Annotated in this window: 16 protein-coding genes; 3 read left to right on the top strand and 13 right to left on the bottom strand. The window is 65.7% G+C overall.

Annotated elements, in window-relative coordinates:
• Positions 1–6: 6 nt before the first annotated feature.
• From ACUJB0_RS18335 to ACUJB0_RS18325, 3 genes are read right to left on the bottom strand one after another with little or no spacing between them, the layout of a single operon-like run.
• Positions 7–843, bottom strand: coding sequence for an arginase family protein (locus ACUJB0_RS18335; RefSeq protein WP_444846445.1), 837 nt, complete (start codon positions 841–843; stop codon positions 7–9).
• The gene (locus ACUJB0_RS18330; protein WP_444846444.1) at positions 834–2,081 is read right to left on the bottom strand and encodes a hypothetical protein; all 1,248 of its coding nucleotides are present in this window, start codon (positions 2,079–2,081) and stop codon (positions 834–836) included. Before ACUJB0_RS18330 ends, ACUJB0_RS18335 begins: the two co-directional genes overlap by 10 nt.
• Positions 2,078–2,770 (bottom strand): methyltransferase, encoded by a 693-nt coding sequence (locus ACUJB0_RS18325; protein WP_444846443.1) that lies wholly within the window; start codon positions 2,768–2,770, stop codon positions 2,078–2,080. The genes ACUJB0_RS18330 and ACUJB0_RS18325 overlap by 4 nt, the downstream gene beginning before the upstream one ends.
• A gap of 115 nt (positions 2,771–2,885) precedes the next feature.
• Between ACUJB0_RS18325 and tolB the strand changes: the two genes are divergently transcribed.
• The gene (tolB, locus tag ACUJB0_RS18320) at positions 2,886–4,163 is read left to right on the top strand and encodes a Tol-Pal system beta propeller repeat protein TolB (RefSeq protein ID WP_444846442.1); all 1,278 of its coding nucleotides are present in this window, start codon (positions 2,886–2,888) and stop codon (positions 4,161–4,163) included.
• Here the strand turns inward: tolB and ACUJB0_RS18315 are convergent.
• Positions 4,160–4,900: a diguanylate cyclase domain-containing protein gene (locus tag ACUJB0_RS18315; protein WP_444846441.1), complete on the bottom strand. Its 741-nt coding sequence runs from the start codon at positions 4,898–4,900 to the stop codon at positions 4,160–4,162. The genes tolB and ACUJB0_RS18315 overlap by 4 nt on opposite strands.
• A 119-nt stretch (positions 4,901–5,019) precedes the next feature.
• Between ACUJB0_RS18315 and ACUJB0_RS18310 the strand changes: the two genes are divergently transcribed.
• Positions 5,020–7,410, top strand: coding sequence for a PepSY domain-containing protein (locus tag ACUJB0_RS18310; RefSeq protein WP_444846440.1), 2,391 nt, complete (start codon positions 5,020–5,022; stop codon positions 7,408–7,410).
• Here ACUJB0_RS18310 and ACUJB0_RS18305 read toward each other — a convergent pair.
• From ACUJB0_RS18305 to ACUJB0_RS18275, 7 genes are all read right to left on the bottom strand, one after another.
• Positions 7,407–8,450, bottom strand: a complete 1,044-nt coding sequence (locus tag ACUJB0_RS18305) for a histone deacetylase family protein (protein WP_444846439.1) — start codon at positions 8,448–8,450, stop codon at positions 7,407–7,409. The two genes, ACUJB0_RS18310 and ACUJB0_RS18305, sit on opposite strands and share 4 nt — an antisense overlap.
• Positions 8,451–8,463: 13 nt before the next feature.
• Positions 8,464–10,062, bottom strand: a complete 1,599-nt coding sequence (gene gshA, locus ACUJB0_RS18300; RefSeq protein WP_444846438.1) for a glutamate--cysteine ligase — start codon at positions 10,060–10,062, stop codon at positions 8,464–8,466.
• 183 nt (positions 10,063–10,245) lie between these two features.
• Positions 10,246–11,085, bottom strand: a complete 840-nt coding sequence (gene prmC / locus ACUJB0_RS18295; RefSeq protein ID WP_444846437.1) for a peptide chain release factor N(5)-glutamine methyltransferase — start codon at positions 11,083–11,085, stop codon at positions 10,246–10,248.
• Positions 11,085–11,552 (bottom strand): disulfide bond formation protein B, encoded by a 468-nt coding sequence (locus tag ACUJB0_RS18290; RefSeq protein ID WP_161086629.1) that lies wholly within the window; start codon positions 11,550–11,552, stop codon positions 11,085–11,087. Before ACUJB0_RS18290 ends, prmC begins: the two co-directional genes overlap by 1 nt.
• Before the next feature lie 88 nt (positions 11,553–11,640).
• Positions 11,641–12,717 carry a peptide chain release factor 1 gene (gene prfA / locus ACUJB0_RS18285; RefSeq protein ID WP_117012467.1) on the bottom strand — a complete coding sequence of 359 codons (1,077 nt, stop codon included), beginning with the start codon at positions 12,715–12,717 and terminating at the stop codon, positions 11,641–11,643.
• Between the two features lie 90 nt (positions 12,718–12,807).
• A complete protein-coding gene (gene hemA / locus ACUJB0_RS18280; protein ID WP_161086628.1) occupies positions 12,808–14,082 on the bottom strand; it encodes a glutamyl-tRNA reductase in 1,275 nt (424 codons plus the stop codon).
• A 106-nt stretch (positions 14,083–14,188) separates the two neighbouring features.
• On the bottom strand, positions 14,189–14,878 hold the full coding sequence (locus ACUJB0_RS18275; RefSeq protein WP_117012469.1) for a response regulator transcription factor: 690 nt from the start codon (positions 14,876–14,878) through the stop codon (positions 14,189–14,191).
• 236 nt (positions 14,879–15,114) lie between these two features.
• Between ACUJB0_RS18275 and ACUJB0_RS18270 the strand changes: the two genes are divergently transcribed.
• Positions 15,115–15,627 (top strand): hypothetical protein, encoded by a 513-nt coding sequence (locus ACUJB0_RS18270; protein WP_444846436.1) that lies wholly within the window; start codon positions 15,115–15,117, stop codon positions 15,625–15,627.
• Here ACUJB0_RS18270 and minE read toward each other — a convergent pair whose 3' ends face one another.
• Positions 15,628–15,879, bottom strand: a complete 252-nt coding sequence (gene minE / locus ACUJB0_RS18265) for a cell division topological specificity factor MinE (RefSeq protein WP_008443622.1) — start codon at positions 15,877–15,879, stop codon at positions 15,628–15,630.
• Positions 15,880–15,881: 2 nt separating this feature from the next.
• Positions 15,882–16,697 (bottom strand): septum site-determining protein MinD, encoded by an 816-nt coding sequence (gene minD, locus ACUJB0_RS18260; RefSeq protein WP_161086626.1) that lies wholly within the window; start codon positions 16,695–16,697, stop codon positions 15,882–15,884.
• Positions 16,698–16,718 lie beyond the last annotated feature (21 nt).

Raw genomic sequence — 16,718 nt, 5'->3', positions numbered from 1 at the left:
TCCTATTTAGCGTCCGTCTTGTGGCTTTAATTCGTGCAGCAGCGCCAAACAAGCACGGGCCGCCGCATTGTCGTGGTCCTTTTCCTCGTGCCAGGCCGATACCGAGACCGCGACGATGTTGTGCCCGCGCAGTGAACGGAACAGCGCGGCGATGTCGGCGTACTTGGGTCCCGATTTGACGTGATACTTCAGCGCCGGGATTTCCGATTCGGCGTCCATCACGTCGCTGTCGAAGTGCAGGTAGAGGCGCTCGTCAGAACTCAGGTGCTCGCCGATCCGGTCGATCGGGCAGACGACGATGCCGGAGCTTCTCACCGCCTCCAGCTCACCCGGATCAAGGTCGCGCGCATCGGACAGGATCACCTGCCGCTCGGGGTAGGGCGTGACGCCGATGGCCGCCAGCATCGCGCCGATGGCGTCGCGATTATGTTTGCGGCGATCGCCACGTCCCACCAGGATGGCAAGCGGCATGCCGCCGAGGTATTGGGTCTGCGTGGTTGCCCAGGTATGGAAGTCGCCATGCGCGTCGAGCCACAGGATCCGTTCCGGCGCATGTCCGCTCCGTTGCAGGCCGCCCAGTATGCCCAGGGAGGACATGCAGTCGCCGGCGATGCTGACCGGGACCTTGCCCGCTTCGACGACCTGTTCGACACGCTGCGCCAACCCGGCATAGATGCGGCCCATCCTGCGCAGCTTCTCGTTCGGATCGGCCAGCGAGGTCTCGGTAAAATCCGGCACGTCGACGACGTCCCAGTGGTGGCGGTCGAGTTCTGCGACGCGCCGCAGGCCGTCGCGGCGCTGGCCGATCAGGAACGGCACCAGCAAGTGATTGGTCAAGTCCATGATTCCGGATCCATCGTGTAGCCCAGCCGCTCCATCATGGCCCGCACCGGCGGGCGCCGGCCCATGTCCAGCAAGGCCTGTTCGCGTTTGCGCCAGCGCTGCGCCGTGGGGATGTCGGTGGCCATCGTGACGGGCAGCCGCGCGGGCAGCGAGAGGTCGGGAAGGCCAAGCCATGCGCCGATGCGTTCCAGCTGCGCCGCCGGACGTTCCATGAACTGCTCGAACCCCAGGCGCAGCATCGGCACGCGGCTGGCAAGGATCGCTTCGTGCGATGCCAGCCACTGGTTCAGGCAGACGTCGCCCAGGGGCGATTGGGTGAACTGGCGCCAGTTGGGCGGCAGGTCGAACTTCCACCAGCGCTGGCCGAACGGCGTGGCGTCCGAGTAGCCGCGTATCCGCAGCGTGGTGCCGGTCCGCGCCAGGTCCTGCGCGAAGAAGCCCTTCGGCGACAGCCAGCCGTCCATCAAGCCATTGACCGATTGCGCGTAGCCGCGGCTGAGGTGGATGTATTGGATGTCGGCGCGCGGGAACAGCTGCTCGTGGATGCCGATGCGGTAGGCGTCGCTCGGCGATTTGAACAGCAGGACCTTGTGGGCCGCATCGTCGATGGTGAACGCGCGGCGGAAGCCGCGCGGCAGCACGAAGGGCGGTTCCTCGATCTTCAACGGCTCGTCGTAGTAGCCGCTGGCACCCAGGCCGAAATCGCGCAGCGACGATGACGACTGCATGTCGTAGAAATTCATGCGCCATGGCTCGTCGCGAAACACGGCCGTCAAGATCGCGCGGTGGAGCGTGGCGTCGGTGTGCTGCTTGCCGCGCATGGCTTCGTCCAGCGCCGCGTCGAGTTTGCGCAGTTGGCCGGCCTCGATGAAGCACAGCGGGAACTGCAGCAGCAGGCGCCGTCGCCAGCGGCTCTTCAATTGATCCAGCGGCTGCAGGCCCGGACCGGGGACGGTGAGGTCGGCGAACAGATTGTCGGCCAGCGCGTCCGGCTGGGCCAGGGCGTCGATGGCGTCGCTGTCGGAGTTCATGCCGAAGCCATTGTGCGTGAGCGGCAGGTAGGGTTCCATCTCGCCGTCGAGCGAGGCGACGTCGGGATGCTCCGCCAGCACATGCTTGATCAGGCTGGACCCCGAGCGCGAGTTGCTGAGTATGACCGCGACGCGTCGTACCTCCAGGCGCCACGGCGCATGCGCGACCTCGCGCAGGCCGGCGATGGTCTTGTACACGTCGTTCATACCGGCTTGGCTTGAGGCGACCGCTTGATGAGGAAGGCGTAGAACTCCTTGGTCTCGTCGGCGCGCACGCTGGCCATCAGGCGCATGCTGTAGCCGTTCTCCTTGGCCAGCTTGCGCACTTCCTTCACCGCGCCGAAATTGGAATGCGCGAAGTAGATGCGGCCGTCCGGCTTCAGGTATTTGCCGACCTGCTCGAAGAACCTGGTATTCGTATGGAAGTCGGTGTCCCATTGCGAACGGGCGACCACGTCATGCGCCTCCTTGTTGCGGAAGGGGAGGTTGGCGGTGATGACGTCGAACTGCTCGTCGCCGACGTTGTCGAACAGGCTCGATGAGCGCACCTCCATGATGTCGCCGAAGCCGTGCGCCTCGGCGTTGTGGCGGGCGCTCTTCAACGCGGCGGGGTTGATGTCGACCGCCAGCACGCGCGACGCCCCGCCGTAGCAGGCGAAGATCGCGATCACGCCGGAGCCGGTGCCGACATCAAGTACACTGTCGCCCGCCTTCACGCGCAGCGCGCGCACCAACGGCTGGCTGTCCGTGTAGGGCCAGAAGGTGTTGGGAAAAACGTGGAAATCCTTGCCCAGATAGCGTAAGGTCTTGCCATCCTCGGGTACTATCTTGAAAGCCTTTTGGCGGTTCTTCTGCCAGCGGTCGATGTGCGCATTCTTGCCTAGGGAATTGTCCATTTCTGTCACCTTTCGGATGAAGGAACAACAATCGTGGCGGCGCGGGGCCGCCTTCAGGGATGCAAGACTGGATACTACTCCGATAATTTATCGTTGGACGAACAAATTGAATGCTATGAAAAAACCGAGTCACTACCTGCTTTATACCGGCCTGGCCCTTGCCGTCATCGCGCATGGCGCGCAGGCGCAGATGCGGATTGAAATCAGCGGCGTTGGCAGCAACCAGATCCCGGTCGCCGTCGCCGGCTTTGCCGATGAGGTCCTGGCGCCGCAGCAGATCTCCGCCATCATCAAGGCCGACTTGGGCCGCAGTGGATTGTTCAATGTGATCGACGCCGGCACCGTCAATGACGTCAACAACATCGACTACGCCGGCTGGAAGGCCAAGGGCGCCGATGCGCTGGTGGTTGGCACCGTGTCCGCGCTGGCGGATGGCCGCTACGACGTGCGCTACAAACTGTTCGACACCGTCAAGGCCAGCCAGCTGTCGCGCCAGGACCAGTCGGTGCCGGCGCAGGCGGCCCGCCTGGCGGCGCACAAGATCGCCGACGATGTGTTCTTCAAGCTCACCGGCGTGCCCGGCGCGTTCTCCACACGCGTGGCCTACATCAAGCAGGAGGGCAGCCGCTACAAGCTGGCCGTGGCCGATATCGACGGCGAGGGCGAACAGACGGCCCGCGTGTCGAATGACCCCATCATGTCGCCGGCCTGGTCGCCGGATGGCAGCAAGGTCGCCTACGTTTCGTTCGAGCAGAAAAAGCCGGTGGTGTATGTGCAGAACCTGGCCACGCAGGCGCGCACCGTGGTCGCCAACGAAAAGGGCAGCAATTCGTCGCCCGCGTGGGCGCCGGACGGCGGCAAGCTGGCCGTGTCGCTGTCGATGGATGGGCACACGCAGATCTACACCGTCAACGCCAACGGCGGCGGCTTGCATCGCATCTCCGACGGCGCCGGCGCCTCCATCGACACCGAGGCGCAGTTCTCGGCCGATGGCCAGAGCATCTACTTCGTCAGCGACCGCAGTGGCGGTCCGCAGATCTACCGCATGAACGCGGACGGCAGCGACGCCAAACGGATCACCTTCGGCGGCAGCTACAACATCAGCCCGCGCATTTCGCCAGATGGCAGCACGCTGGCCTTCATCTCGCGCCGCGAGGGCAACTACCAGCTGTACGTGATGGACCTGGCCACCGGACAGGAAACGCGGCTGTCCGACAGCACCGACGACCTGTCGCCCAGCTTCGCGCCGAACGGCAAGTACATCATCTACTCCACCGAGGCGGCCGGCCACAAGTCGCTGATGGTGGTGTCGGTGGATGGCCGCGTGAAGCAGCGGCTCACCGCGCAGGATGGCGATGTGCGGCAGCCGGTGTGGGGACCGTTCCTGCGCTAACCCTGCAGGTTGCGCTCGGCGATTTTGTGCAGCGCCGCCAGCGCCGGCGCGTCGTCCGGCCAGCGGGCCAGGCCAAGTTTGGCATTGGCTTGTTGTGCGTTGATGCCGGCCAGCAGACGGTCGGCGATCTGCTGTCCCTGCACCTGCGTCACCCACGGCACCAGCACGCAGAGGCGATTGTCGCCAAAGCGGAAGGCCCAGTCGCTGGGGCGGCACACTTCCTCGATCTGGCGCGAGGCCTGCACCAGTTGTGCATCGCCAGCGCCCGGCGCCAGCGCGATCAGCATCAGCGACACCGTCGGCGGCTTGCCGCGCTGGCTGCGCGTGAGTTGGCCGAAGATCGATTCCAGGTACAGGTGGTTGTGAAGGCCGGTGATCGGATCGGGGGAGGCGGTGCGGCGCAGTGCCGCCATCAGCGCCGCGCGACGCAGCGCGAACAGGTGGGCCAGCGCCCCCGCCGCCAGTACGGCGGCGCCGACGCCGAGCAGCGTTTCGGCCGGATTGCCTGGCCTGAGCCACGCCACCGCCAGCCCCAGCACCGACCAGCCGACGCTGTACACCATGCCCATCTGAACACCCAGCATCAGGTAGGAGGCCACCGGCAGCACGCACAGCAGGCCGGCGAGCTGCGGCCGCAGGTACACCGCCGCCAGCACGGCGCTGAAGCAGCAGAACAGCACGGCGCACCACAGGCTCAATCGCGGCGTGTCGTCGGCCCAGGGCAGAGGTTTATTCATTCGACAAGTATGGTTGCGACATTTTTGGGCGTCAAGCCACTCCAGCAATTGATAATGATTCTTATTAACTGGTAGAATGACTGCTGATATGGACGCGCGTGACGCTTGAAGGTCGATTTGTGAAAAAACTCTGGTTCCAGCTGCACTGGTTGGTCGGCATCACCGCCGGCACCGTATTGGTCGTGATCGGCCTGACCGGCGCCATCCTCGCGTTCCGCGACGAGGTGCTGGACCTGCTTAATCCTGGCGTGACCAGCGTGGCGGCGCGGCAGGCGCCCATGGTGGCGCCGCCGCAGGTGGCCGAAGCGGTCAAGCGCGCGCATCCCGAGGCGCGCATCAGCAGCATCACCGTGTACGCCGAGCCGGGCGCCTCCGCGCGCGTCACGCTGGCGCCGGCGCCGGGCGAGAAGCATGGCGAGACGGTCTTCGTCGATCCGTACAGCGGCGCCATGCTGCCGTCCCTGCGTTATGACGGCGTGTTCGAATGGGTGGAATCGCTGCACCGCTTCCTGCTGCTGCCGCGCGACGATGGCCGTCCGGTGGTTGGCGGGCTGGCCTTGTGCCTGATGGGGCTTGCGTTGAGCGGCCTGTATCTGCGCTGGCCGCGCCGCGCGCTCGACTGGCGCACCTGGCTGACTTTCGACACGCGCCTCACCGGCCGCTCCTTCCTGTGGGGGCTGCACTCGGTGGCGGGCACCTGGGCGCTGGCGGCCTACCTGGTCTTCACCGTCAGCGGTGTGTATTGGAGCTTCGATGTGGTGCGCGATACGGTCGATGGCTGGGCGGGCGTGAGCCGTCCACCGCGCGCGGCGGCTGTGGCCAAGCCCAAGATGGCCAAGGAAGCCAAGCGCGCCGAAGCCGCCGACCTGACGCTGGCCTGGTCCACCTTCCAGCAGCAGGCGCCGGGATGGAAGACGGTGGTCCTGCGTCCGCCCGAGCGCGCGACGCAGCCGCTGCAGGTGCTGTGGCTGGACGGTGACGCGACGCACATCCGCGCGCGCAGCCGCATGTCGATCAACCAGCAGACCGGCGCCATCGTCAAGCACGAGCCGTATGCGCAAATGGGCGTGGCGGCGCGCGCGTTGACCACGTTCTATCCGCTGCACATCGGGACTTATTTCGGATTGCCGGGACGCCTGTTCATGTTCTTCGCCAGCCTGTCGCTGCCGGGCTTCGCGATCACCGGATGGATGCTGTACCTGAAGCGCCGTCGCCAGAAGCGCAGCGCGCTGGCCGAACGCGCCAAGCTGGCCGGCACCGCCAGCAGCGACAGCGCCGATCCGGTGCTGATGGCCTACGCCAGCCAGACCGGATCGGCCGAGCGGCTGGCGTTGCAAAGCGCGGCCTTGCTGCAAAAGGCCGGCGTGGCGGTGCATGTGCAATCGCTGGAAAAGCTCACGCCTCCGCTGCTGGGCAATTACCGCCGCGTGCTGTTCGTCGCCAGCAGCTTTGGCGAAGGCGAACCGCCGGATCCCGCGCGCCGCTTCAGCCGCCTGCTGCACGCCGCCGCCGAGGAGCTGGCGCATTTGCAGTACGCCGTGCTGGCGCTGGGCGACCGCAATTACCTGCAGTTTTGCGGCTTTGGCCGGACGCTGGATACGCGCCTGCGCGTGCTGGGCGCGCGGCCGCTGCATCCGATCATTGAAGTCGACAATGGCGATGCCGGCGCGCTGGCCCGCTGGTCGCACGCCTTGCGCGAGCTGGCCGGCATCGGCGGCGAGGCGCCGCAGGATGCGTTGTCCACCACGGCGCCGGATAGCGACTACACCAGCTGGCGCCTGGCGCGGCGCGAATTGCTCAACCCCGGCAGCATCGGCGGTGAGCTGCATGAAATCACGCTGACGAGGGATGGCGGCGCCGACTGGCGTCCCGGCGCCTTGCTCGACGTGTGGCCCGGCCATTACGCGCCAGGGCAGGCCGCGCGCCGCTACTCGGTCGCGTCGCTGCCGGCGGATGGCTGTGTGCAGCTGCTGGTGCGCCAGGTAAAAAACGAGGAGGGCATGGGGCTGGCCTCCGGCTGGCTGACGGCGCAAGCACAACTCGGCGACGAGGTGCGCGTGCGGTTGGTGGCCAATCCGGCGTTCGACATGCATGAAGGTGAGCAACCGGCCATCTACATCGGCAATGGCTCGGGCATGGCGGGTTTGCGGTCGCACCTGCGCGCGCGGGCCGCTGGCGGACAGCGGCGCAACTGGCTGGTGTTCGGTGAACGTCAGCGCGAATTCGATGGCATCTGCGCCGCCGAAATCCAGGACCTGCAACAACGAGGATATCTGCCGGAGCTGGACCTGGTCTACTCGCGCGACGCCGGCGGCCAATACGTGCAGGACCGCCTGCGCGCCAAGGCCGGCCAGCTGCGCGGCTGGATCGCCGACGGCGCCGTGGTCTACGTCTGCGGCAGCCTGGAAGGCATGGCGGGCGGCGTGGATGCGGCGCTGGAAGAAATCATCGGCAGCGCCGCCCTCGACGAGCTGCGCGAAACGGGCCGCTACCGCCGCGACGTGTATTAAAGCGCGGTCTCGTAGCCCTCGAGGACGTTGACGACGTTGGTACCCAGTTCCTTGACCGCGTAGCCGCCTTCGAAGATGAAGGCGGTCGGCAGGTTCAGGTAGGCCAGGCGTTCGCCGATCTTCAGGTAGTCGGCGCTTTGCAGCAGGAAGCGCGACAGCGGATCGCCCGCGAACGTATCCACGCCCAACGACACCACCAGCGCATCCGGCGCGAAGCTGCCCAGGCGGATGCAGGCCGTCTCCAGCGCCGCGAACCACGCCTGCGCCGTGCTGCCCGCCGCCAGCGGTAAATTCATGTTGAAGCCCAGCCCCGCACCCTCGCCACGCTCGTCGGCATGGCCCAGGTAGAACGGGTACTCGCTGCGCGGATCGGCGTGGATGGAGATGAACAGCACGTCGTCGCGATGATAAAAGATGCTCTGCGTGCCGTTGCCGTGGTGGTAGTCGATGTCGAGGATGGCGACCTTGCGCGCGCCATCGTCCAGCATGTGCTGCGCCGCCAGCGCGGCGTTGTTGAGGAAGCAGTAGCCACCGAAGAAGTCAGCGCCCGCATGGTGTCCCGGCGGACGGCTCAACACGAAGGCGCCGCGCTCGCCCAGCCGCAGCGCGTGCGCGGCGTTGACCGCGCAATCGGCGCCGGTCTTGGCGGCGGTCCAGGTGCCGGCGGTCAGCGGCGTGCCGTTGTCCATCGAGTACAACCCCAGCTTGGCGCAGAAGTCGTCCGGCTCGATGTCGTCGCGCAGCGTGCGGACCGGCCACACCGATGGGAAGGCATCCTTGCCGGCGTTGGCCGGATCGAGCGCCAGCCATTCGTTCCAGGCGCCGCGCAGGAAGTGCAGGTAGCGCGGCGTGTGGATGCGCTCCAGCGACATCAAGGGCACGCCATGCGGCGTGACGATCTTGCCCAAGCCGCGCCGTCCCAGCTCCGCCAGCACCGAGTCGGCACGCTCCGGCTTTTCGAAGCACGGCACCATCTCGCCGCGGAAGATCTCGTAGCGGCCGCGATGTTGCGCGTGCAGTTCGTTGTAGAAGGTGAGCAAGCCGGCTCCCGGTTCAGTCGCAGTCCATGCTGGAGTGGCACAGGTTGCTGGCGCGGTAGGCGGCCACGTAATCGTCGAAACTCGATTGCGGCGCCGCTTCCATCTCCGCCTGCTCGGCCAGCGAGACGGCGGCCAAGCCGTCGAAGTACGCGGCTTCCTCGGCGCTCGGTGGATGGCTGCGGAAGTAGGCCGCGTGCTGCTTGCTCTGCGCCAGCCCGAAGGTGGCGAACGATTTGCCGTTGGCGCGCAAGGCCGCCAGCACCTTGGCCGACGGCGTCAATTCGGCGTCGCGCAGCTTGGCCGCCTGCTGCGCGATGGCGTCGGCGTGCACGGTGTCGCCGCGCTGCGCGTCCAGCAGCGCCGCCACCGGCTGGATGCGCTCCAGCAGTTGCAGGCCCCACGCTTGCAGATTGATTTCACCGTCGTCGCTGGTGAGCGTCAGGCCCGGACGGCGGCCTTCCTTGACGGTGCGGGCGAAGTTCTCGGTGTGGCGCAGGCTTTCCTCCGGCGGGATGACCGGGCTTTCCTCCAGTGCGCAGAACATCAGGAAGGCGTCGAGGAAGCGGCCGGTCTGCACGCTGATGCCGACCGGTTCGAACGGGTCAACGTCCATGCAGCGCACTTCGATGTACTGCACGCCGCGCGCACACAACGCCTGGATCGGCCGCTCGCCGGTCTGGATCACGCGCTTGGGGCGGATGGTGGAGTAGTACTCGTTCTCGATCTGCAGCACGTTGGTGCTCAGCTGGATCCATTCGCCATCGCGCTTGATGCCCAGCTTCGCATACGGCTCGTACGGCTGGTTGACGGCCTTGGTCAGGGTGGCGACGTAGCTGTCCAGGCAGTTCTCATGTGGGCTCAGTCCCGATTGCGCGTCGTTCTGGTAACCCAGGTCGCTCATGCGCAGGCTGGTGGCGTAGGGCAGATAGAGCGTGTCGTCGGACAGCGTCTCCAGCTTGTGCGGGCGGTCGCGCAGGAAGCCGCTCGACAGCACCGGCGAGGCGCCGAACAGGTACATCAACAGCCAGCTGTAGCGGCGGAAGTTGCGGATCGTCGCCAGGTAGGCTTCGGACTGGAAGGACTTGGGCGACAGGCGCTTCTCGTTGCCTTCATGCTGGGCCAGCACGCGCCACAGGCGTTCGTCCAGCGAGTAGTTGTAGTGGATGCCGGCGATGCATTGCATGGCCTTGCCGTAGCGCAGCGCCAGGCCGCGGCGGTACACATGCTTCAGCGTGCCCATGTTGGAGGTGCCATACCAGGCGATCTCGATCTCGTCCTCGCCCGGCAGCTGGCAGGGCATGGACTGGCTCCACAACAGCTCGTCACCCAGCTTGCTGTAGGCGTAGCGGTGGATGCCGTCGAGCTTGTCGAGCGTGGTGGCGATGTCCGCCTCGGCCGGGGTGATGAACTCCAGCAGCGTCTCGGCGTAGTCGGTGGTGATTTGCGGATGCGTCAGGGCCGAGCCCATGGCCACCGGATGCGGCGTCGACGCCAGATGGCCGCGCGCGTCCACCCGCAGTGTTTCGCGTTCGATGCCACGCAAGCCACCCAGCACCGGACGGTGCTCTGGCTGGGCCAGCAAGGCCAGGCGGCGAGTCAATAGATTGGACAATTGGATCTTCCTTTCGTAGTGCAGCAACTGTTGCATCAAAGCGTGAGGTGCGAGATTAACCGAAAACGGACAATCGCGTCGGCGCCGGCCCAAAGTTGACCGGAGTCGAAGATCGCTTGCTAGTTTATCAAATACCGCCGGAAGGGGCCCGAAAGCCAGAATACCGCAGATGAGGAAAAGGTGTCAGCGCGCTCGCGCACCGGTGACGCGCTCGATGCCGGCCAGGTCTGTCCAACTTTGCACCTCGTTGTAACCTTGATCGGTTAACAACTGGCGCACGGCGGCGGCCTGGTCGTAGCCGTGCTCCATCAGCAGCCAGCCTTGCGGCTTGAGGTGGGCGGCGGCGCCGGCGACGATGATGCGCAGCGCCGACAGGCCGTCGGCGTGGTCGGTTAGCGCGCCGGGTGGTTCGTAGCGCAGGTCGCCCTCGGACAGGTGGCGGTCGCCGCTGGCGATGTAGGGCGGGTTGGAGGCGATCACGTCGAACGGCGGCTGGCCTTGCAGCGCCGTGTACCAGTCGCTTTGCAGGAAGTTGACCTGGGCGCCGTTGGCGGCGGCGTTGCGGCGCGCCACGGCCAGCGCGTCCGGGCTGACGTCGAGCGCGGTGACGGCGGCGTCGCGCCGGGTGTGCGCCAGCGCCACGGCGATGGCGCCGCTGCCGGTGCCCATGTCGAGCACGCGGCCTTGCGGCGGCAGGCGGTCCAGCGTCAGCTCGACCAGCAGTTCGGTGTCGGGACGGGGGATCAGCACGGCGCCGTTGACCTCGAACGGCAGGCCGAAGAATTCGCGCTGGCCGACGATGTAGGCCACCGGCTCGCCAGCCAGGCGGCGCTGCACCAGCGCGGCGAAGCGCGCGGCCTGTTCGGCGTCGAGCTCGCGCTCGGACTGGGTGATCAAACTCACGCGCGACAGGCCCAGCGCGTGGCACAGCAGCACGCGGTTGTCCAGCGGGTCCAGCAGCGACTGCACTTGCAGCGCGCCGAGGGTGACGCCGGCGGCGATGGCGCTGAGGTCGGTGATCATCAACGCGCGCGGCGGATCAGCAGCCAGGCCAGGCCCAGCGTGCACAGGCCGAAGCTCAGGAAGGACCACTGCGGAATCGACAGCCCGAACCATGGCGCCAGCGCGTCCTCGCACAGGCCGTCGGCGTGGAACAGGACGGGCAGGTAGGTCGCGGTGGGGATCTTGTTGAGGAAGGTCTCCATCGGGTCGATGCCGCACGACAGGCCGGGGTGGGCCAGGATGTACAGGTGCTTGCCGGCGGTGTACAGGCCGCCCAGCGCGGCCAGCAGGCCGAGGCCGGCGCCGAGCTTGGGCTTGCCGTAGGCGCCGAACAGGCAGCAGATGCCGATGGCGATGAACAGGTAGCGCTGGATCACGCACAGCGGGCACGGCAGCATGTCCAGGCCGATCTGCAAATACAGGGCGACGCCGATCACGCCGAAGCAGGCGATGGCGATGGACAGCAGCAGGGAGCGCGTATGTATCATGGGGTGATCCGGTTAGATGGCGATGGGAGTAGCGGGCAATTCTCGCACAAAGTTGTCGCTTCAGCCTTAGGCCGGTGTTAACTCCGGCCTAGTCGCCCAGCGCCGCCAGCAGCTCGGCCTGGTGCTCGGCGGCCAGCGCGTTGGTCAGCTCGGTCAGGTCGCCGTCCATGATGAAGTCCAGCTTGTACAAGGTCAGGTTGATGCGGTGGTCCGTCATGCGGCCCTGCGGGTAGTTGTAGGTGCGGATGCGCTCGCTGCGGTCGCCCGAGCCGATCAGGCTCTTGCGGGTGGCCGCCTCCTTCGACTGCTGCTCGCGCAGCTGCACGTCCTTGATGCGCGCGGCCAGCACCTTCATGGCCTGCGCCTTGTTCTTGTGCTGCGAGCGGTCGTCCTGGCACTCGACCACGATGCCGGTCGGCAGGTGGGTGATGCGCACGGCCGAATCGGTCTTGTTGATGTGCTGCCCGCCGGCGCCGGAAGCGCGGTAGGTGTCGATGCGCAGGTCGGCCGGGTTGATGTTGACGTCCTCGACCTCGTCCGCCTCCGGCATCACCGCCACCGTGCAGGCGGAGGTGTGGATGCGGCCCTGGGTCTCGGTGGCCGGCACGCGCTGCACGCGGTGGCCGCCGGATTCGAACTTCAGCTTGGCGTACACGCCGTTGCCGATCAGGCGCACGATCACCTCGCGGTAGCCGCCCAGGTCCGACGGCGATTCCGACACCACCTCCACCTGCCAGCGGTTGCGCTCGGCGAAGCGGGTGTACATGCGCAGCAGGTCGCCGGCGAACAGCGCCGACTCGTCGCCGCCGGTGCCGGCGCGGATCTCGAGGAAGATGTTGCGCTCGTCGTTGGCGTCCTTGGGCAGCAGCATTTTCTGCAGCTCCAGTTCCAGCTCCGCCAGGCGGGCCTTGGCCGCTTCGATCTCGTCCTGCGCGAAGTCCTTCATCTCGGGATCGCCCAGCATCTCCTGCGCGGCGTCCAGGTCGCCGATGGCTTCCTGGTAGGACTTGTACAGCGCCACCAGCGGGCCGAGTTCGGCGTGCTCGCGGGTCATCTTGCGGTAGGCGTCCATATTATTGGTCGCGCCTTCGGACATCAGCAATTCATCGAGTTCGACCAGGCGGTTCGCCAGTTGATCGAGCTTGGCCAGCATGGATGGTTTCATAGCGTATTCGGTGTAGGGGTTGAGGCAGATGCCGCGGCGGGGCGGCGGAGGGTGCGCGGCGGCGTGGCGCGCGCGGGCAGGGCAGTGGCGCTAACGGCGGCCGCGGAACAGCTGCGGCAGCAGCTCGGCCAGGTGGGCGCGTTCCTCGCCCTGCGCACGGTGCAGCGCCTGCTGCGGGCCGTGCATGAATTTCGCGGTCAGGCCCTTGGACAGGGCTTCCAGCACGGCGTCGATATCCTCGCCCTTGGCCAGCATCTTGCGCGCGCGTTCCAGTTCCAGCTGGCGCAGCGCCTCGCCGTTTTCATGCAGGCTCTGGATGACGGGCACCACGGCGCGGTCGTCGATCCAGTGCATGAAGGATTGCACGCGGGTTTCAATGATGGCCTCGGCCTGGGCCACGGCCGCCTGGCGGTTCTCGATGCCGGTCTGGACCACCTTGCCCAGGTCGTCCACCGTGTACAGGAAGGCGTCGTTGAGGCGGGCCACTTCCGGTTCGATATCGCGCGGCACGGCCAGGTCGACCATGAACATCGGCTTGTGGCGGCGCGCCTTGATCGCGCGCTCCACCATGCCCAGGCCGATCAGCGGCAGCGACGAGGCGGTGCAGGAGATGACGATGTCGTACTGGTGCAGCTTGTCCTGCAGGTCGGCCAGGCGGATGGCGCGGCCGCCGAAGCGGTGCGCCAGGATTTCGCCGCGGTCCAGCGTGCGGTTGGCGATGGTGATGGACTTGGGGTTCTGCGCCGCGAAGTGCGTGGCGCACAGCTCGATCATCTCGCCGGCGCCGATGAACAGCACGTTCTGCTCGGCGATCTTGTCGAAGATGCGCTGCGACAGGCGCACGGCGGCGGCCGCCATCGACACGCTGTGCGCGCCGATCTCGGTGGTGCTGCGCACTTCCTTGGCCACCGAGAACGAGCGCTGGAACAGCTGGTGCAGGTAAGTGCCCAGGCCGCCCGCCTCGTCGGCGGTGCGGATCGCGTCCTTGATCTGGCCGAGGATCTGCGTTTCGCCCAGCACCATCGAATCGAGCCCGGAGGCGACGCGGAAGGTGTGGCGCACGGCGTCGTGTTGCGGCAGCAGGTACAGGTGCGGGCGCAGTTCGGCGTAGTTCAGCTTGTGGAAATCGGCCAGGAAGTGGGCGCCGGCGTCGAGCGAATCGGGCACGCGGCTGGCCGCGTACAGCTCGGTGCGGTTGCAGGTGGACAGGATGGCCGCCTCGTCGCTGCCGCGATGGTCAATGCGCTCGAACCAGGAACGCGCCGCCACCACCGCCTGGCCCAATTGCTCAGGGGCGAACGCCAGCCTCTCGCGCAGCGAGACAGGGGCGGTGTTGTGGTTGAGGCCGACGGCAAGCAGCTGCATTTCGGGTCCGTGCGTTGAGTTAGCGGACATTATACCGTGTAGTATCCCTGACTTGCCGGCATCTGCCCATAGCCCAAACGGCGTACCAGCCATATCGGCGGCCTGATCAGGCCCCCAGTTTTTCCAGACGGTAGCCGTAGCTGTAGACCGGTACCAGGCGGAATCCGTTTTCCGGTTTCAATTGCAACTTGTTGCGAACCCGCGAGACGTGGGTGTCCATGGTCCGCGACGGCACGGCGGTCTCGCGTATCCACACCGCCTCATGGATGTAGGCGCGCGACAGCGGCCGTCCGATGTTGCGGAAAAATAACAGTGCCAGGTAGAACTCTTTGTGGGTCACATCCAACACTATGCCGTCCATCAACAAGCGGCCGGGCCGGGTTTCGAACACATATTGGCCGAATTGCAATTGTTCGGCGCCGTTCTGGGCCGGGTAGGCGCGCCGCAACAACGCTTGCACACGTGCAACCATTTCACTGCGGCGCAGCGGCTTGATCATGTAATCGTCGGCGCCGGCGGCCAGGCCGGCCACGATATCGTCCTCGCCCGAGCTGGTGGTGAGGAACAGCACCGGGGCGTTGTCGGGCAGCTTTTCGCGGGCCCGGCGTAACACTTCCGCACCGCCCAGATCGACCACTTGCCAGTCGAGAATCAGCATGTCGTAGCTGTCCTTGCGCAGCTGCGCCAGCACGTCCTTGGCACTCTGAAAACTATGGCAGATATGGCCCGCCGAGGTCAGCACCTGGCAGATCAGATCGGCCTGGCCACGGTCATTGTCTAATACGGCGATTCGCATACAACTGCCTGTAGGAAAATGTTAAGGAGAAGTCACTTCAAATATAACAGAGATTTACAAAAAAAGTTAGCAAAATGGCTAATTATTTTTCTTGAGACACTAATATTTACTCGGAGGCAACTCGTCAAAACACCGTGCGCACTTGCACAACCATTACACGGTACACTGGAAAAACGCCGAATTCAATGAAGAAGTTGAAAAAGGGAAAGAAAGTCTAGCCGCAGCCGGGAGCACGCATGGGACTGAAAAAAGACACAAATTGGACATTAGTACCGGGCACCCCCCGCGACATCGAGGCGGTGCGCGAGCGTTGCCGCAAGCTGGTGCGGCGCCGCGCGATGGTCTCGGCCGGCGTGGCGGCGGTGCCGATACCGGGGCTGGACGTGGTGTCCGACCTGCGCCTGTTCGCGCTGCTGATCGACGACATCAACCACGAGTTCGGCCTGACGGCGCAGCAGATCGAGCGCATGCAGCCGAAGTTCCGGCTGATCGCCTACGAGGCCGCGATCGGTGTCGGCGGCATGTTGGTGGGCAAGCTGGTGACGCGGGAGGTGGTGCTGCAACTGCTGCGCCGCACCGGCATGAAGTCGGTGGCGCGGCAGGCCAGCAAGCTGGTGCCGTTCGCCGGGCAGCTGGCCTCGGCCGGGATCGGCTTCGTGGCCTTCAGCCAGATCGGCTACCAGCATGTGGATGCCTGCGCCAAGGTGGCGCAGGAACTGGTGACGGCCGGGATCGCCCAGCCGGTCTGATTACGCGTCCGGCAGCACCACGTTCACGTCCAGCACCTCCAGGTTGCCCTGGCGGTCCAGCGAGATCTTGATGTCGTCGGCGTTGACCTTGGTGTACTTCGAAATCACCTCGATCAGCTCCTTGTGCAGCGCCGGCAGGAAGTCCGGACCGCTGCGGCCATTGCGCTCGCGCGCGATGATGATCTGCAACCGCTCCTTGGCCGCGGTGGCGGTTTTCGGTTTTTGCGGGAACAGGAAAGAAAGCAGGGCCATGGTTACTTGCTCCCGAAAATACGCTGCAGCAGGCCAGGCTTCTCGTAGGTGGTAAAGCGCAACGGCAGTTCCTGGCCGAGGAAGCGCGACACCACATCTTCGTAGGCTTCCGCAACATCGGTGCCCTTGAAGTGAATCGCCGGATTACCCTGGTTCGACGCGTGCAGCACCGATTCCGATTCCGGAATGATGCCGATCAGTGGAATGCGCAGGATTTCCTGCACATCTTCGTACGACAGCATTTCGTCCGCTTCCACGCGCTTCGGCGAGTAGCGGGTGATCAGCAGGTGCTCCTTGACCGGCTCGCCGCCGGTCTGGGCGCGGCGCGACTTGGCCTGGATGATGCCGAGGATGCGGTCCGAATCGCGCACCGACGATACTTCCGGATTGGTGACGATGATGGCCTCGTCGGCGAAGGTCAGCGCCATCAGCGCGCCGTGCTCGATGCCGGCCGGCGAGTCGCAGATGATGTACTCGAAGCCCATGTTGATCAGCTCGTGCAGCACGATTTCCACGCCGTCCTCGGACAGCGCATCCTTGTCGCGCGTCTGCGACGCAGGCAGGATGAACAGGTTGTCGCAGTGCTTGTCCTTGATCAGGGCCTGGGTCAGCGAGGCTTCCTTGTTGATCACATTGATCAGGTCGTACACCACGCGGCGTTCGCAGCCCATGATCAGGTCGAGGTTGCGCAGGCCGACGTCGAAGTCGATGACCGCGGTTTTATGACCGCGCATGGCCAGGCCGGTGGAGAAGCTGGCGCTGGAAGTCGTCTTACCGACACCGCCCTTACCGGACGTTACAACAATAATTCTCGCCACAAAAAAGTCCTTTTTAGAGAG

This window comes from Duganella caerulea (genome assembly GCF_040362985.1).
Classification (GTDB): Bacteria; Pseudomonadota; Gammaproteobacteria; order Burkholderiales; family Burkholderiaceae_D; genus Rugamonas; species Rugamonas vulcania.
The sequence above is the reverse complement of the archived record's forward strand: the minus strand, read 5'-3'. Positions and strand labels throughout refer to the sequence as shown.

Bases quoted from the DNA above. Each gene is read 5' to 3' on its own strand.
- ACUJB0_RS18335 (WP_444846445.1), bottom strand. From the start codon at position 843: ATGGACTTGACCAATCACTTGCTGGTGCCGTTCCTGATCGGCCAGCGC.
- ACUJB0_RS18330 (WP_444846444.1), bottom strand. From the start codon at position 2,081: ATGAACGACGTGTACAAGACCATCGCCGGCCTGCGCGAGGTCGCGCAT.
- ACUJB0_RS18325 (WP_444846443.1), bottom strand. From the start codon at position 2,770: ATGGACAATTCCCTAGGCAAGAATGCGCACATCGACCGCTGGCAGAAG.
- tolB (WP_444846442.1), top strand. From the start codon at position 2,886: ATGAAAAAACCGAGTCACTACCTGCTTTATACCGGCCTGGCCCTTGCC.
- ACUJB0_RS18315 (WP_444846441.1), bottom strand. From the start codon at position 4,900: ATGAATAAACCTCTGCCCTGGGCCGACGACACGCCGCGATTGAGCCTG.
- prmC (WP_444846437.1), bottom strand. From the start codon at position 11,085: ATGATCACCGACCTCAGCGCCATCGCCGCCGGCGTCACCCTCGGCGCG.
- ACUJB0_RS18290 (WP_161086629.1), bottom strand. From the start codon at position 11,552: ATGATACATACGCGCTCCCTGCTGCTGTCCATCGCCATCGCCTGCTTC.
- prfA (WP_117012467.1), bottom strand. From the start codon at position 12,717: ATGAAACCATCCATGCTGGCCAAGCTCGATCAACTGGCGAACCGCCTG.
- hemA (WP_161086628.1), bottom strand. From the start codon at position 14,082: ATGCAGCTGCTTGCCGTCGGCCTCAACCACAACACCGCCCCTGTCTCG.
- ACUJB0_RS18275 (WP_117012469.1), bottom strand. From the start codon at position 14,878: ATGCGAATCGCCGTATTAGACAATGACCGTGGCCAGGCCGATCTGATC.
- ACUJB0_RS18270 (WP_444846436.1), top strand. From the start codon at position 15,115: ATGGGACTGAAAAAAGACACAAATTGGACATTAGTACCGGGCACCCCC.
- minE (WP_008443622.1), bottom strand. From the start codon at position 15,879: ATGGCCCTGCTTTCTTTCCTGTTCCCGCAAAAACCGAAAACCGCCACC.